Origin of the sequence: Pseudomonas sp. RIT-To-2, from assembly GCF_029623465.1 — a bacterium.
Lineage (GTDB): Bacteria > Pseudomonadota > Gammaproteobacteria > Pseudomonadales > Pseudomonadaceae > Aquipseudomonas > Aquipseudomonas silvicola.
Genome location: NZ_JAPYKM010000037.1, coordinates 13427 through 27091, shown reverse-complemented (window position 1 = coordinate 27091; position 13665 = coordinate 13427). Strand labels below are relative to the sequence as shown.

The following is a 13665-nucleotide window of genomic DNA, read 5'->3' as shown; positions in this document are numbered from 1 at the left end:
AAGGTTGGCTACGCCACCGCGCGCGGTGGGTAGATACGGGTAGGCACAAAGGGGATCAGCACGATCAGCAACGCGGCCACCATGCCCATGTACAGGTACAGGTCGGCGCTGGTCAGCACCTGGGCCTGGGCATGCAGGCGCCCGGCCAGGGTGGGGTCGTTGAGGTCGGCCAGGGGCGAGTTGCCCAGGCTGTCCACCAGCATCGTCGAGTGAAAATGCTGGCGTGTGGTGGTCAGCCATTCGATCAGGCCGCTGGCCACCACCGAGGCCAGGCCCTTGACGGTGTTGAACCAGGAGGACGCCAATGGCCCTTCCGGCGGGGTCATGCCATTGGTGGCCAGCATCAGCAGGGGGATCACCGCCATCGGCTGGCCGAAGATCTGCAGGCATTGCATCAAGTAGAAATTGTCGCGAATCCACTGCGAGGTCATCAGGCTGCCCGCCATGCAGGCCGCGCATAGCAGCCCCAGCCCAACGGCAAGCACCCAGCGGCAGTCGACGCGGCGGATATTGCACAGGGCCGCTACCAGCGGCAGCGCCAGCAACTGCGGCAACGCCACCACCAGCAGCACCGGCGCGGTCTGCGCCGGACGGTAGCCCTGGATGTGCGCCAGGAAACTGTAGGGAATGATGATGACGCCGGACAGCACTACCAGCACGCCACCCAGGGTGATCAGCGAATGGGTGAGGTTGCGGTTGCTGAGCATCTGCAACTTGAAGAACGGCAGTGGGTGCGACCACTCGTTGATCATGAACAACACCATCAGCACTGCCCCGCCGCCCAGCAACCAGCAGATCAACGTTGACTCGAACCAGTCCATGCGGTCGCCCAGGGAAATTCCGATGACCAGTGAGCAGATCGCCGGCAGGCCGAGCATCAACCCGCGGTAGTCAAACTGCTTGAGGCGCTCCAGGCGCATGGGGTCCTGGGGCAAGCCGTAGGCCACGCAGGCCATGGCCACCAGCGCGGGCGGGATGATCTGCCAGAAGATGACCTGCCAGGGTGCGTACTCGGTCCAGAGGCCCGCCAGCGGCAAACCGATGCTGGGCCCGAAGGTAGCGGTCAGGGCATAGCCGGCCAGCCCGTAGAGCTTGATGTTGGGCGGCAGGAAGCGCAGCGCCACGCTCATGAGCATGGGCGGCAAGGCGCCGCTGGCCGCCCCTTGCAAGGTGCGCAGCACCATCAGGCATGTGAGGTTGGGGGCCAGCGGGCAGAGCACGCCCAGTACCGCGAAGGCACCGATGGCGCACAGGGTGAAACGGCGCAGGGTGAAGGTCACCGCGCACCAGGGGGCGAAGGCCATGGCCGACACCGAGGTGGCCGAATACAGCGCGATCAGCCAGGTGCCTTCGTCCGAGCCGATATGCATGGCGCCACGAATATCGGACATGGCCATTTTGGTGACCATTTCGTTGACACCGGCCAGCAGCACGGCCAGCAGCACCCCCACCAGCCCGATGATAATGCGCATGCCGAACGGCTGTGCCACCGGCGGGGCAGCAGGCTTGGGTTGCTCCACGGGCGCCGCGGCCCCTGGCATCTCAAGCGCCTGGGCGCCGAGGGCGTTCATGGCCCCACCCTCGTTGGGCGGTGGCGGACAATGGCAAGGGGCATTGGCTTCATGGCTCCGGAAAAAGGTTCCGGTGAATTCTATGAAGCGCCAATGCTGACGAAAACTGACATATCGGAAGGTTACTACTGCACCAGACGCACGTATCGCCAGGTGCCTTAATGTGTGACGTGCCCGCGTGCCAAACCGCTGCCGCTGCGGGGGCCGGCTCCTACACGACCGGCAGCCTCACACGCTCACTCGGCCTGGTGGCCGGGCAACTGCAGCTCACACGCCTGCTTCAGGGTGCGGCGCAACCAGCGGTGCGCCGGATCGTTATCGAACCGAGGGTGCCAGGCCTGGATGATGACCACGCTGGCCAGCGACATGGGCAGGTGGAACGAGCGCAAGGGCAGCCCCAGACGGGCGACGCTCCATTGCACGTGCTCGGGCAGCGGCAATATCAGGTCGGAGCCCGGCAGCGAGAACATCGCCGAGTGAAAGCTGGGGGTGATCAGCGTCACCCGCCGCTCCAGCCCCATGGCGGCCAGTGCCGTGTCGATCGGGCCGGTAGCGCGGCCGCGGCGCGACACGCTGACCTGGTCGTAGGCGGCGAACCGCTCGGGGGTGATTTCGTCGTCGAACAAGGGGTGGTCGACCCGGGCCAGGCCCACGAAGGAGGTCGTGAACAGGTTCTGTACCTTGATCTCCGGACCAAAGGGGCGCATGGCGCTGATGTACAGGTCGATGCGCCCCTCGCGCAGCGCGTCGTCCTCGCCCTCCCCCTCCGGCACAAAGCGCAGCACCGTGTTGGGCGCGTGCTCGCGCATGGTTTCCATCAATTGGCCACCGAACGCGGCGATGAACACATCGTTGGCGCGCAGGTTGAAGCAACGCCGCAAGGTGGACAGGTCGACCTCCTCGCGAGAACTGAACACCACCGCGGCCTGTTCCACCAGGCTGCGTACCCGCCCGCGCAGGGCCAGCGCCCGTGGCGTGGGGACCAGGCCGCGGCCGGCACGCACCAGAATGGGGTCATCCACGGCGTGACGTATACGCGTCAACGTACGGCTCATGGCCGCCGGGCTCAGGTTCATGCGTCGCGCCGCGCCTACCACGCTGCCCTCATCCAGCAAGGCATCCAGCGCAATCAACAAGTTCATGTCCGGCAGTTGCATGGCCCATATCCTCCAGGCGTTACTTCAATAGTGGCATTGCGCTCCTCGCGTGGCGCGACCTTACACTTTTTGCAACAGATTGCAAAACACGCAACTACTCATTGTCCAGCACGCCATTTACCAGCCGGGTTCTTTCTCTGAACAATGCGCCCATCGCTTACAGCCCGGACATACCATGACCACGAACGTTTTGATCGCCATCGATGGCAGCGACCAGCGCCACGCCGTGATTGACCTGGCGGGCCGGTATCTGACGCCATCCCGGCATGCCCTGAAGGTGCTGCTGGCCGTGGACCCCTCCTTCTCGCTGGCGTCCGAAAACGACCACATCGCCCGCCCCGATGAAGTGGAATACCCCGCCGCCAGCGAACAGCAGCACGCCGCGAACCACCTGATCAAGGCCGCCTGCGACACCCTTGAGGCAGCCGGTTATCACGTCGAAGGCGCCCTGGTGCAGGGTGAGCCCGCCGACGTCATCGTCAACCGCGCCGCAGCCTTGAATTGCGGGTTGATCGTCATGGGCCACCGCCACCTGAGCTGGCTCGGCAAAGTCTTCGATCCTTCCGTCAGCGCCCGGGTTCTGGACGCCGCGCGCTGCCCCGTACTGATTCAGACACGCTCCACACCCGACGCCCCAGCGGAGAAATGATCATGACCCTGCACTACCTTGAACTGGAAACCCACGAAGCCGTCGCCCTGATTCGCTTCAACCGGCCCCAGGTGCTCAATGCGCTGTGCGCCGCGATGATGGCTGAGTTGGCGGGCGTGCTGGACCAGCTGGAGCACGACCCCGCCATCCGTGCCGTGGTACTGACGGGCACCGCCGACGCCTTTGCCGCCGGCGCTGATATCAAGGAGATGCGCGACCTGACGTACATGGATGTGTACCGCGCAGACTTCGTGACCGTCGACTGGGAGCGCATCGCCAGCTTCCGCAAACCCATCATCGCCGCGGTCGCCGGGTTCGCCCTGGGTGGCGGCTGTGAAATGGCGTTGATGTGCGACTTCATCCTGGCGGCCGACAACGCCCGCTTCGGCCAACCGGAAATCAAGCTGGGCACCATCCCCGGTGCCGGTGGCAGCCAACGCCTGGCGCGCTTCGTGGGCAAGTCCAAAGCGATGGACATGGTGTTGACCGGCCGGACCATGGATGCCCACGAGGCCGAGCGCTGCGGCCTGGTCAGCCGCGTGGTGAATGGCAGCGAACTGCTGGATGAAGCACTGCTGGTTGCGTCACGTATCGCCAGCTATTCGGGGCCTGTGTGCATGCTGGCCAAGGAAGCCGTGAACGCGGCCTTCGAAACGACGCTGGCCGAAGGTGTTCGCCAGGAGCGCCGCCTGTTCCATTCCACCTTTGCCATTGAAGACCAGAAGGAAGGCATGGCGGCGTTCAGCGAAAAACGCCGCGCGCAGTTCAGCCATCGCTGATCGCCAGGGCGCCTCCCTGGCAGCGCGCAACGTCAGGTGCCCCTTATGCTTGACTGCGCGGCGTTCGTGACGCGGCCAGGTCCGCTGCTACGCAGCGGGGGTGTTCAACCCAGACGGGCGATGGCGCTGGCGACGGTGGCGACGTTGTGCTCGTTCAAGCCCGCCAGGCACAGGCGGCCGCTGTCGACCAGGTAGATGCCGGCGTCTTCACGCAAGCTGCGCACCTGTTCCACGCTCAACCCGGTGTAGCTGAACATGCCTTGTTGGCGCAGCAGGTAGTCATGGCGGCCGTCCGGGTATTCGTCGCGCAGCAGCGACGCCAATTGCGTGCGCATGGCCTGGATGCGCACGCGCATCTGTTCCACTTCTGCCAGCCATTGGGCGCGCAGGTGCTCGTCGCCCAGCACACCGGCCACCAGACGCGCGCCATGGCTGGGTGGGCTGGAGTAGTTGCGGCGCACGGTGGCCTTCAATTGGCCCTGCACATTGGCGGCAGTGGCCGCATCGCGGCACACCACCGACAAGCCGCCCACCCGCTCACCGTACAGCGAGAATATCTTCGAGAACGAGTTGCTCACCACCAGCGTCAACCCGGCATCCGCCATGGCGCGAATAGCGTAGGCGTCCTGCTCCATGCCCTGGCCCAGGCCCTGGTAGGCGGTGTCGAGGAATGGAATCAGCTGGCGCTCGGCCAACACGCTCACCACCTGATCCCACTGCGCGGCGCTGAGGTCGGCGCCCGTGGGGTTGTGGCAGCACGGGTGCATCAGCACGATGCTGTGGGCCGGCAGCGTGGCCAACGCCGCACACATCGCGGTGAAGTCGACGCCACCGGTGGCGGTATCGAAATAGGGATAGGTGTTGACGGTAAACCCGGCACCGCCGAACAGCGCGTGGTGGTTTTCCCAGGTCGGGTTGCTGACATACACCTGCGCCTCGGGGAACCACTGGCGCAGGAAGTCGGCACCGACCTTCAAGGCACCCGAACCGCCAACGGTCTGGATGGTGGCTACGCGGCGCTCATCCAGCACCCGTGCCTGTTCACCGAACAGCAGCCGTTGCACCTGCGCGCAGTAGTCGGCCAGGCCGTCCATAGGCAGGTACAGCGACGGCCCCTGCTCGCTCGCCAGCCAGCGGCGCTGGGCCTCTGCCACCGAGGGCAGTTGCGGAATCCGGCCCTGGGCGTCGTAGTACAGGCCGATGCTCAGGTTGACCTTGCCGGGCCGCGGGTCGGCCTGGTAGGCCTCCATCAGCGACAGGATAGGGTCGCCGGCATAGGGGCGGACGTGTTCAAGCATGGTGAACTCCAGACAGTGGGTAAAAAATTCAGGCGCAATAACGACCCGCGCGATGGTTGAAGGCAATGATCAGGTTCAGCACTACCGCCCCCACCACCGAAATGGCCAGCAGCCCCGGTGCCACGGTGGTCAGCGAGCCGGCCAGTATCAGCACATCGGCACCCATCTGCAGCCAACCGGCACGCCAGCCAAAACGCTGCTGCAGGTACAGGGCGAGGATGTTGATACCGCCCAGGCTGGCGCGGTGGCGGAACAGGATGAGAAAACCGGTACCCAGGATGACGTTACCCATCACCGCCGCGTACAGCGGCTGGATGTGCGCCAGGCTGATCACCCCGTGCAGATGATCGGAGAACACCGACACCAGCGCAATACAGCTGAACGTCTTGAGGGTGAACGCCCAGCCCATGCGACGCACGGCCAGGTAGTAGAACGGCAGGTTGAGCACAAAATAACTCAAGCCAAAGGCATAGCCCAGGGCGTAGTGCAGCAGCAGCGCCACGCCGGCCATCCCGCCCGTCATGATGCCACCGTCGCGCAGCAACAGCAGGCCGAAGGAAATCATCACCGTGCCCACCAGCATCGCCAGGCAATCTTCGGCGCGGCTGTGGGGGCATGTGGGGGCTAGGGCTGTGTTCATGGTTCGCTCGATATCGGGTTGTCACGGGCGGCAGGCAAGCAATGCCGCAATCGAGCGCGAAACTAACAAACGACGACCGAAATGTGTATTTAAAATTGATTTTATGCGCTATACGAGCACCAAATACCAATAACATGCGCCGAATGAGTGCGGAAATCCGCCGCCGGCCCATTTTCAGTGCAGTTTCAGCCCGCCGCGATCCCCGCTTCCTTGATCCGCTGCAGCACCACGGCAGTCTTGATATGGCTGGTGCTGCCATTGTTGGTGAGGCGCCCCATCAAGGCGTTCAACTCGTTCAGGTCAGCCACCGCCACCTTCAGCGAATAGTCCGCATCACCGGTGGTCTTGTAGGTGTCGATGATCGCGGTTTCCCCCTGCACGAATGCCTCGAAAGCGCTGGATTGCGCCAGCGTATGGCCGACCAGACGCACGTCCATCATCGCCACCATCTGCGTGTTCATGGCCTGGGGCGCCAGGCGCGCGTGGTAGCCCAGGATCAGCCCGGCCTGCTCCAGAGCGATACGGCGCCGTGAGCACTGGGACGCCGACAGCCCCACCAGCTCGCTGAGGTCCTGGTTGGTCAGGCGCCCGTTGGCCTGCAGCAGGGTCAGGATCTTCAGGTCGAAATCGTCGATGGCGGACATGGCAAAGGCTCCGTGGCACAGGGAATCGGGCCAGCAGGTTACCAGCACCCATACCCCTGCGCCCATGCCTGGCACCTGATTTGCAAACGAACCCTGCAAGACGTCACGCAGGGCATCGGCCAATGCCCGCCTCCCTTTTGATCAGGACATCGCCATGAGCCAGTCACCCGCCTCATCGTTGCACCGGGGCTTGAAGAACCGTCATATCCAGTTGATCGCCCTGGGCGGTGCCATCGGTACCGGGCTGTTCCTGGGCATCGCCCAGACGATCAGCATGGCCGGCCCCTCGGCCATCCTCGGCTACGCCATCGCCGGCGTCGTGGCCTTCATGATCATGCGCCAGTTGGGCGAGATGGTGGTCGAGGAGCCGGTCAGCGGCACCTTCAGCCACTTTGCCCATCGCTATTGGGGCCCATTCGCCGGGTTCATGTCGGGGTGGAACTACTGGGTGCTGTACGTACTGGTGGGCATGGCCGAACTGACCGCCGTGGGCCTTTACGTGCAGTACTGGTGGCCGGGCGTTCCCACCTGGGTGTCGGCAGCGGTGTGCTTCGTGTTGATCAACCTGATCAACCTCACCCACGTCAAATGCTACGGGGAAGTGGAGTTCTGGTTTTCCCTGATCAAGGTGGTTGCCATCGTCAGCATGATCCTGTTCGGCGGTTGGTTGCTGGCCACCGGCACCGGTGGTGAGCAGGCGGCGGTGAGCAACCTGTGGGCCCATGGTGGCTTCTTTCCCCATGGCCTGGGCGGCCTGGCGATGGCCATGGCGGTGATCATGTTTTCCTTCGGTGGCCTGGAACTGGTGGGCATCACCGCCGCCGAGGCCGATGACCCCAAGCGCAGCATTCCCAAGGCCACCAACCAGGTGATCTGGCGCATCCTGCTGTTCTACATCGGCGCGCTGGCGGTGCTGCTGTCGCTGTACCCCTGGGAAAAGGTCGTGACCGGGGGCAGCCCCTTCGTGCTGATCTTCCATGCACTGGACAGCAACATCATCGCCTCGGTGCTCAATGCCGTGGTGCTGACCGCGGCGTTGTCGGTCTACAACAGCTGCGTGTTCAGCAACAGCCGCATGCTGTTCGGCCTGGCGCGCCAGGGCAATGCCCCGGCGGCCGTACTGCGGGTGAACCGCCGTGGCGTGCCGGTGGTGGCGCTGGGGGTTTCCTCACTGGCCACAGGTGTTTGCGTGGTGCTCAACTACCTGATGCCGAGCGATGCCTTTGGTTTGCTGATGGCCCTGGTGGTGTCGGCGCTGGTACTTAACTGGGTGGTGATCAGCATCACGCACCTGAAGTTCAAGCGTCATCAACAGCGCCAGGGCGGCGTCTCCATCTACCCTAGCTGGGGTTACCCACTGACCAATTACCTGACCCTGGCGTTTCTGGCCGGCGTGCTGCTGGTGATGTTCCTGACCCCGGGCATGCGCTTGTCGGTGTACCTGATACCGGTATGGCTGGGGCTGCTGGCGGTGGCTTACCGGCTGCGCCGCGCGCAACCGCTTTCGGGTGCGGTACCTGCCTGATGGCCACTGCTGAAGGGCGTGCCAGATGAAATTCACCGGGTGGCTGAACAAAGCCATCCATCCCCCCTGCAACCCGGCTACGCTCTGTGTTTTAGACTGACTTTGCAGGAACACCACGTTGGCAACCATCTGCTCGAGCGGCCTGGATACCGGCTTCGCCTCCCTTGACTATGTGCAAATCGGCATTCTGGGGGTTATCCAGGGCATTTCCGAACTGCTGCCCATTTCCTCTACCGCGCACATGCGCATCGTGCCCGCCCTGCTCGGCTGGCCCGACCCCGGCTCGGCGTTTTCCGCCGCCATGCAATTGGCGGCGCTGGCGGCGGTGCTCAGTTACTTCTGGAGCGACGTGCAGCAAGTGGTCGGCGGCAGCGTCAATGCCGTGCAACGGCGCGACTTCAATGACCGCTGGTTCGTGCTGGCCGTGGCGATCGTGCTGGCCACGGTACCCATCGTCATTGCCGGGGTGGCCCTTTCACCCGTCCTCAATGCCTGCAATTCGCCGTTGCGCGGGCTGCTGGTGATCGGGGGAGCCTGCCTGGTGATGGCGGCGCTGTTGGCGGTGTCCGAGCTGACCTGCCGCCACCGCCGTACGGTGGAACAGATGCGCCTGCGCGATGCGCTGATCGTCGGGCTGGCCCAGGTGGGCGCGCTGATACCAGGCGTATCGCGCTCGGGCTCGACGCTGACCGCGGCGTTGTTCCTGAATTTCAAGCGCGAGGAAGCGGCACGCTTTTCCTTCCTGCTGGGTATTCCGGCCATCGCCCTGGCAGGGTTGAAAGAGCTGTGGGTGCTGCTGCATGCCGACATCGGGGGCCAGGCCTGGGGGCATTTGCTGTTCGGGCTGGTGGTGGCCAGCGTGTCGGCGTTCTTTGCCATCTGGGGGCTGATGAAGTTTCTGGAAAGGTTCTCTACCTGGCCATTCATCATCTACCGGGCGGTGCTGGGGGTGTTTCTGATCGTGGCCGTGACCAGCGGGTGGCTGGCGGGGTAACTGAACCGGAGGTGCAATCCCCCCGCAGGGGGGAGGATTGCGTCACTGAACGGAATCGACAAACTCCGCTATCAAGCGGTTGACCTGCTCCGCCGCTTCCATCTGCACCATGTGGGCTTGCCCCGCCAGCACCTCGACCCGGGCCTTGAGGCCTTCGCCGTGGGCCGCTGGAATGATCGCGTCTTCACTGCCCCAGATCACCAGCACCGGTTGCCCGCCATCCTGTACCACGGTACGCAGGTCCTGTTGCTGGCGGCCATCGGCGAACAACGTGCCGGCCAGGGTGCGCAAGGCGTGCTCCACACCCTCCAGGCGCTTGTACTTGAGCATGTCCTCCAGCATCTGCCGGTTTACCCGCTCGGCGTTGGAGAACAGGTGCACCAGGTGCGGCTTGAGCGCGTTACGGTGGGTGGCGTCGACGAAGCCTTGCAGGTAGGCACCATTGATCTCGTTGCCCAGCCCGGCGCTGGCGATCAGGGTCAGGGAGCGCACGCGCTGCGGTGCCAGGCGGGCGATGTTGAGCGACACTGCACCGCCCATGGAGTGACCGGCCAGGTGCGCGGAAGGAATGTCCAGATGGTCGAGCAGTGCCAGCACCGCTTGGCTCAGTTCGTCCAGGTCACCCCGTTGCAGTTGCTTGCCGGATTCGCCGTGGCCCGGCAGGTCCAGGGCAATCACCCGGCGCCCGGCGGCCAGCGCTTCGTGGTTGAACAGCCAGTTGTTGAGGTCACCGCCAAAGCCGTGGATCAACACCAGTGGCACGCCGCCTTCGCCGCGCTCGAAGTAGCGGATTATCCGGCCCTGCAGCTCGACTTTCTTCGGCTTCGGGCCGCTGTCTTCATCGGCGCCTGCACCGGGCACGAAGCTGGCCTGGAACTGTTCGACCACGGAGTCGATCTCGGCGTCGCTGGCCTCGCCGTCAACCACGATGCCCAGCAGCGCGCCCACCGCCAGGGTCTCGTCCTGACGGGCGATCTGCCGGCGCAGTACGCCGGTAAAGGGGGCCTCGACGCTGCTGGAGATCTTGTCGGTCTCCACGTCGAGCACTTCATCGCCCTTGTTGATGGCCTGCCCCTCTTCCTTGAGCCAGGCGTCCACCCGGCCTTCGGTCATGGACAGGCCCCACTTGGGCATGGTCAGGGTATGGATCTGGGTCATCAGTGCTTGCTCCACTCGATCAGTTTCAGCACGGCGGTCTCGATCTTCGCCGCGTCGGGGATGTACAGGTCTTCCAGGGCGTCTGAGAACGGCACCGGGGTGTGCGGCGCGGTGACCATTTCGATCGGCGCCTTCAGCGCGCCGAAGGCTTTCTGCGCCACCAGCGCAGCGATATCGGTGGCCAGCGAGCAGCGCGGGTTGGCCTCGTCGATGACCACCAGGCGCCCGGTTTTTTCCACACTTTCCAGAATGCTGTCCTCATCCAGCGGGCTGGTGGTGCGCAGGTCGATCACCTCGCAGTCGATGCCACGCCCGGCCAGGCTGCGGGCGGCGTCCATGGCGGTATTGACCGTGCGGCCGTAGGACACCAGGGTCACGTCCTTGCCGTCGCGCAGAAAGTTGGCTTCGCCGAAGGGGATGGCATACAGCTCTTCGGGCACCTCGCCCTGCACGCTGTAGAGCAATTTGTGTTCGCAGAAGATCACCGGGTCGTTGTCGCGGATGGCCTGGATCAACAAGCCCTTGGCCTCGTAGGGCGACGAGGGGCACACCACTTTCAGCCCCGGAATGTGCGTCCACAGCGAAGTGAGCATCTGCGAGTGCTGGGCCGCGGCGCGCAGGCCGGCGCCGACCATGGTGCGGATCACCAGCGGCGTGGTGGCCTTGCCGCCGAACATGTAGCGGAACTTGGCAGCCTGGTTGAGCAACTGGTCCAGGCAGCAGCCGGCGAAGTCGACGAACATCAGTTCGCACACCGGGCGAACGCCGCAGGTGGCGGCACCGACGGCGGCACCGACATAGCCGATCTCGGACAGCGGTGTGTCCAGCACGCGGCCAGGGAACTGGTCGTAAAGGCCCTTCGTCACGCCCAGCACGCCGCCCCAGGCGTCGCTGGCCCCGGGCGCGCCGGCGCCACCGGCCACGTCCTCACCCATGATAAAGACGCTGGGGTCACGCCGCATTTCCTGGGCCAGGGCTTCGTTGATGGCCTGCTGATAACTGATTTTTCTCGCCATGATGTCGGTCTCGGTCTTGTTATTGGAAAGGCGCTCAGGGGTAGGCGACGTACACGTCGGTGAGCAGGTCGGCGGCGCTGGGCTTGGGGTCGGACTTGGCCTTGCGCACGGCGTTCTCGATCAACAGGTCTACTTCGCCATCGATCTGGTCGAGCTGGCTGGCCTGCACCAGGCCTGCACGGGTGCTGCGTTCGCGGAACTGCATCAGGCAGTCGCTGCGCTCACGAAAGTTTTTCACCTCATCGGCGGCGCGGTAGGTCTGGGCGTCGCCTTCGAAGTGACCGTAGTAGCGGGTCAGCTTGACCTCGATCAGGGATGGCCCCTCCCCTGCCCTGGCCCGTTCGATGGCGGCGCCAGCCGCTTCGTGCACAGCGAAGAAATCGAAGCCGTCCACCGTCACCCCTGGCATGCCGAAGCCGGCGGCGCGGTCGGCGATGTGGTCGCAGGCTACCGACCAGTTGGACGCGGTGGCCTCGGCATAGCCATTGTTCTCGGCGACGAAAATGCACGGCAGGTTCCACACCGATGCCATGTTCATGGCCTCGAAAACCGCCCCTTCGTTGGAACCACCGTCACCGAAGAACGCCACGCCGACACCATCGGTGCCCTTGAGCTTGGCCGCCAGGGCCGCGCCCACCGCCAGCGGCGCGCCGGCGCCGACGATGCCATTGGCGCCGAGCATGCCTTTCTCCATGTCGGCGATGTGCATGGAGCCACCCTTGCCCTGGCACACGCCGGTTTTCTTGCCGTAGATCTCGGCCATCATGCCGTACACGTCCACGCCCTTGGCGATGCAGTGGCCGTGACCGCGGTGGGTAGAGGCAATGAAGTCGGCGTCGCCCAGGTGGGCCATGACGCCCGCCGCCGAAGCCTCTTCCCCGGCGTACAGGTGGACGAAACCGGGGATCTCGCCCGTGGCGAACTCCACGTGCAGGCGTTCTTCGAACACACGGATGGTGCGCATCACCTGGTAGGCGTGCAGCAGTTGATCAGCGCTCAGCGATGTCGACATTTCTTATTCTCCAAGGGTGTCTTGAGGCATGAGGGGGTGCAGCGGGTGTTCACGGCCGATGGCCAGCAGGCGCTGTTGCGCCGCATGGGCCAGGGCCGCCGGGACATCGATGCTCAGCGGGCCGCAGGCATCGAGGGTGACTGTGGGCCGGTCATGGGCGTTGAATTCGATTTCGCGCTCGCCATCCAGGGCCAGGGTGCCGCTGGGGAGCCACGGGGAGTGGGCGATGCCTGGCTGAAGCAGTTGCGCATCGAGCACGCCACAGCCTTGCAACAGGCCAGGGGCAAGGGGCGTCAACAGCGCCTGGGGCGCGTGCGGGTCCAGGCGCATCCAGGCACCCTGCGGTGACTGGCGCGAGACCGGCAGCCATAGCCCGCACAGAGCCGACAGGCCGATGGACTGGGGTTCGGCAAAGGTCACGAATACCTCGGCCAGGTCACTGCCGCGGCTGATGGCGCGGGCACCGATGAACGGCAGCGACGACACGGCCACGTCCACCAGGGCGATTGCTTCCAGGCCCCGGGCGGCATCACGCACCACCAGGCGCTTGTTGCGCCGCAAGGCCACCGCGGCCGGCAGCCGGCCGCTGGCGTACAGGCCGCCCGCGAGGCCCGCGCTGGTGGCCTCACGCAGTTCCGGGAAGGCGTTATTAGTGCCGGTTGACAGGGTCAGCAACGGAATATCGCCCACTTCACTCGCCACGGCCTTGTGGGTGCCATCGCCCCCCAGCACGGCGATCAGCGTCACTTCGCGCTGGGCCATCCACCGCGCGGCCTGGCGGGTATCCTCGACCGTCTGGCGCAGCGCCATGTCGAGAAATTCCACGTGCGGCCAGTGTCCCTGGCGAGCCTGACGGCCATGGCTGTTCTTCAAAACGGCGGCGGCGATGCCCGTCATGTCGGTAGGCATTATCACGCGCTCGACGCCCGTGGCGCCGAACGCAGCCAGGAGGCGCTGGATAACCGAAACCTTGTCGGTGCTGGAGAACAGCCCGGCATTGGCCGTCAAGCGGCGCAGGTCACGGCCGGAGGCGGGGTTGGCGATGATACCCACGGTCAGGGGCTGGCGCGGCATGGGTGGACCTCATTGTTATTATTCGTTGCAGGCATTGGAGCAAGGGCGGTGCCAGGTTTCTGTATTTCAGCGCAAAGGCCCGCCCCAGAGCGCCTGCACAGTGCCAGCCGAACCAACGCGCTGGCCGTGGATGAGACGCGCCATCGCA

The 13665-nt window shown here is 64.8% G+C and carries 13 protein-coding genes; 4 read left to right on the top strand and 9 right to left on the bottom strand.

The window, feature by feature from the left end; translation table 11 throughout:
- Positions 1-8: 8 nt before the first annotated feature.
- Together QBK88_RS25325 and QBK88_RS25320 are read right to left on the bottom strand one after the other, a co-directional pair.
- Positions 9-1541, bottom strand: a complete 1533-nt coding sequence (locus QBK88_RS25325; RefSeq protein ID WP_277964201.1) for an MFS transporter — start codon at positions 1539-1541, stop codon at positions 9-11.
- 266 nt (positions 1542-1807) lie between these two features.
- Positions 1808-2728, bottom strand: coding sequence for a LysR family transcriptional regulator (locus tag QBK88_RS25320; protein WP_268150418.1), 921 nt, complete (start codon positions 2726-2728; stop codon positions 1808-1810).
- 175 nt (positions 2729-2903) lie between these two features.
- Between QBK88_RS25320 and QBK88_RS25315 the strand changes: the two genes are divergently transcribed.
- Together QBK88_RS25315 and QBK88_RS25310 are read left to right on the top strand one after the other, a co-directional pair.
- Entirely contained in the window at positions 2904-3377 is a 474-nt protein-coding gene (locus QBK88_RS25315) for a universal stress protein (protein ID WP_277964185.1), read from the top strand.
- Positions 3378-3379: 2 nt separating this feature from the next.
- Positions 3380-4156 carry an enoyl-CoA hydratase gene (locus QBK88_RS25310; RefSeq protein WP_277964184.1) on the top strand — a complete coding sequence of 259 codons (777 nt, stop codon included), beginning with the start codon at positions 3380-3382 and terminating at the stop codon, positions 4154-4156.
- A 104-nt stretch (positions 4157-4260) separates the two neighbouring features.
- Here QBK88_RS25310 and QBK88_RS25305 read toward each other — a convergent pair whose 3' ends face one another.
- The 3 genes from QBK88_RS25305 to QBK88_RS25295 all read right to left on the bottom strand — a co-directional run bounded on the left by QBK88_RS25305 (position 4261) and on the right by QBK88_RS25295 (position 6738).
- Complete coding sequence (locus QBK88_RS25305) at positions 4261-5454, bottom strand: amino acid aminotransferase (protein WP_277964183.1); 1194 nt, start codon at positions 5452-5454, stop codon at positions 4261-4263.
- Positions 5455-5482: 28 nt separating this feature from the next.
- Complete coding sequence (locus QBK88_RS25300; RefSeq protein ID WP_277964182.1) at positions 5483-6094, bottom strand: YitT family protein; 612 nt, start codon at positions 6092-6094, stop codon at positions 5483-5485.
- Positions 6095-6279: 185 nt separating this feature from the next.
- On the bottom strand, positions 6280-6738 hold the full coding sequence (locus tag QBK88_RS25295) for an Lrp/AsnC family transcriptional regulator (protein ID WP_277964181.1): 459 nt from the start codon (positions 6736-6738) through the stop codon (positions 6280-6282).
- Between the two features lie 154 nt (positions 6739-6892).
- Between QBK88_RS25295 and QBK88_RS25290 the strand changes: the two genes are divergently transcribed.
- Entirely contained in the window at positions 6893-8263 is a 1371-nt protein-coding gene (locus QBK88_RS25290) for an amino acid permease (protein ID WP_277964180.1), read from the top strand.
- 118 nt (positions 8264-8381) lie between these two features.
- On the top strand, positions 8382-9257 hold the full coding sequence (locus tag QBK88_RS25285; RefSeq protein WP_277964179.1) for an undecaprenyl-diphosphate phosphatase: 876 nt from the start codon (positions 8382-8384) through the stop codon (positions 9255-9257).
- A gap of 42 nt (positions 9258-9299) precedes the next feature.
- Here QBK88_RS25285 and QBK88_RS25280 read toward each other — a convergent pair whose 3' ends face one another.
- From QBK88_RS25280 to QBK88_RS25265, 4 genes are read right to left on the bottom strand one after another with little or no spacing between them, the layout of a single operon-like run.
- Positions 9300-10415, bottom strand: coding sequence for an acetoin dehydrogenase dihydrolipoyllysine-residue acetyltransferase subunit (locus tag QBK88_RS25280; RefSeq protein WP_277964178.1), 1116 nt, complete (start codon positions 10413-10415; stop codon positions 9300-9302).
- Positions 10415-11431 (bottom strand): alpha-ketoacid dehydrogenase subunit beta, encoded by a 1017-nt coding sequence (locus QBK88_RS25275; RefSeq protein WP_277964177.1) that lies wholly within the window; start codon positions 11429-11431, stop codon positions 10415-10417. The genes QBK88_RS25280 and QBK88_RS25275 overlap by 1 nt, the downstream gene beginning before the upstream one ends.
- A 34-nt stretch (positions 11432-11465) precedes the next feature.
- Positions 11466-12443: a thiamine pyrophosphate-dependent dehydrogenase E1 component subunit alpha gene (locus QBK88_RS25270; RefSeq protein ID WP_277964176.1), complete on the bottom strand. Its 978-nt coding sequence runs from the start codon at positions 12441-12443 to the stop codon at positions 11466-11468.
- Positions 12444-12446: 3 nt separating this feature from the next.
- Positions 12447-13517: an NAD(+)/NADH kinase gene (locus QBK88_RS25265; RefSeq protein ID WP_277964175.1), complete on the bottom strand. Its 1071-nt coding sequence runs from the start codon at positions 13515-13517 to the stop codon at positions 12447-12449.
- Between the last annotated feature and the right edge of the window lie 148 nt (positions 13518-13665).

What these genes read in the sequence shown, in the direction of transcription:
- QBK88_RS25325 (WP_277964201.1), bottom strand. Translation starts at nt 1,541, where the DNA reads ATGCCAGGGGCCGCGGCGCCCGTGGAGCAACCCAAGCCTGCTGCCCCG.
- QBK88_RS25320 (WP_268150418.1), bottom strand. Translation starts at nt 2,728, where the DNA reads ATGCAACTGCCGGACATGAACTTGTTGATTGCGCTGGATGCCTTGCTG.
- QBK88_RS25315 (WP_277964185.1), top strand. Translation starts at nt 2,904, where the DNA reads ATGACCACGAACGTTTTGATCGCCATCGATGGCAGCGACCAGCGCCAC.
- QBK88_RS25310 (WP_277964184.1), top strand. Translation starts at nt 3,380, where the DNA reads ATGACCCTGCACTACCTTGAACTGGAAACCCACGAAGCCGTCGCCCTG.
- QBK88_RS25305 (WP_277964183.1), bottom strand. Translation starts at nt 5,454, where the DNA reads ATGCTTGAACACGTCCGCCCCTATGCCGGCGACCCTATCCTGTCGCTG.
- QBK88_RS25300 (WP_277964182.1), bottom strand. Translation starts at nt 6,094, where the DNA reads ATGAACACAGCCCTAGCCCCCACATGCCCCCACAGCCGCGCCGAAGAT.
- QBK88_RS25295 (WP_277964181.1), bottom strand. Translation starts at nt 6,738, where the DNA reads ATGTCCGCCATCGACGATTTCGACCTGAAGATCCTGACCCTGCTGCAG.
- QBK88_RS25290 (WP_277964180.1), top strand. Translation starts at nt 6,893, where the DNA reads ATGAGCCAGTCACCCGCCTCATCGTTGCACCGGGGCTTGAAGAACCGT.
- QBK88_RS25280 (WP_277964178.1), bottom strand. Translation starts at nt 10,415, where the DNA reads ATGACCCAGATCCATACCCTGACCATGCCCAAGTGGGGCCTGTCCATG.
- QBK88_RS25275 (WP_277964177.1), bottom strand. Translation starts at nt 11,431, where the DNA reads ATGGCGAGAAAAATCAGTTATCAGCAGGCCATCAACGAAGCCCTGGCC.
- QBK88_RS25270 (WP_277964176.1), bottom strand. Translation starts at nt 12,443, where the DNA reads ATGTCGACATCGCTGAGCGCTGATCAACTGCTGCACGCCTACCAGGTG.
- QBK88_RS25265 (WP_277964175.1), bottom strand. Translation starts at nt 13,517, where the DNA reads ATGCCGCGCCAGCCCCTGACCGTGGGTATCATCGCCAACCCCGCCTCC.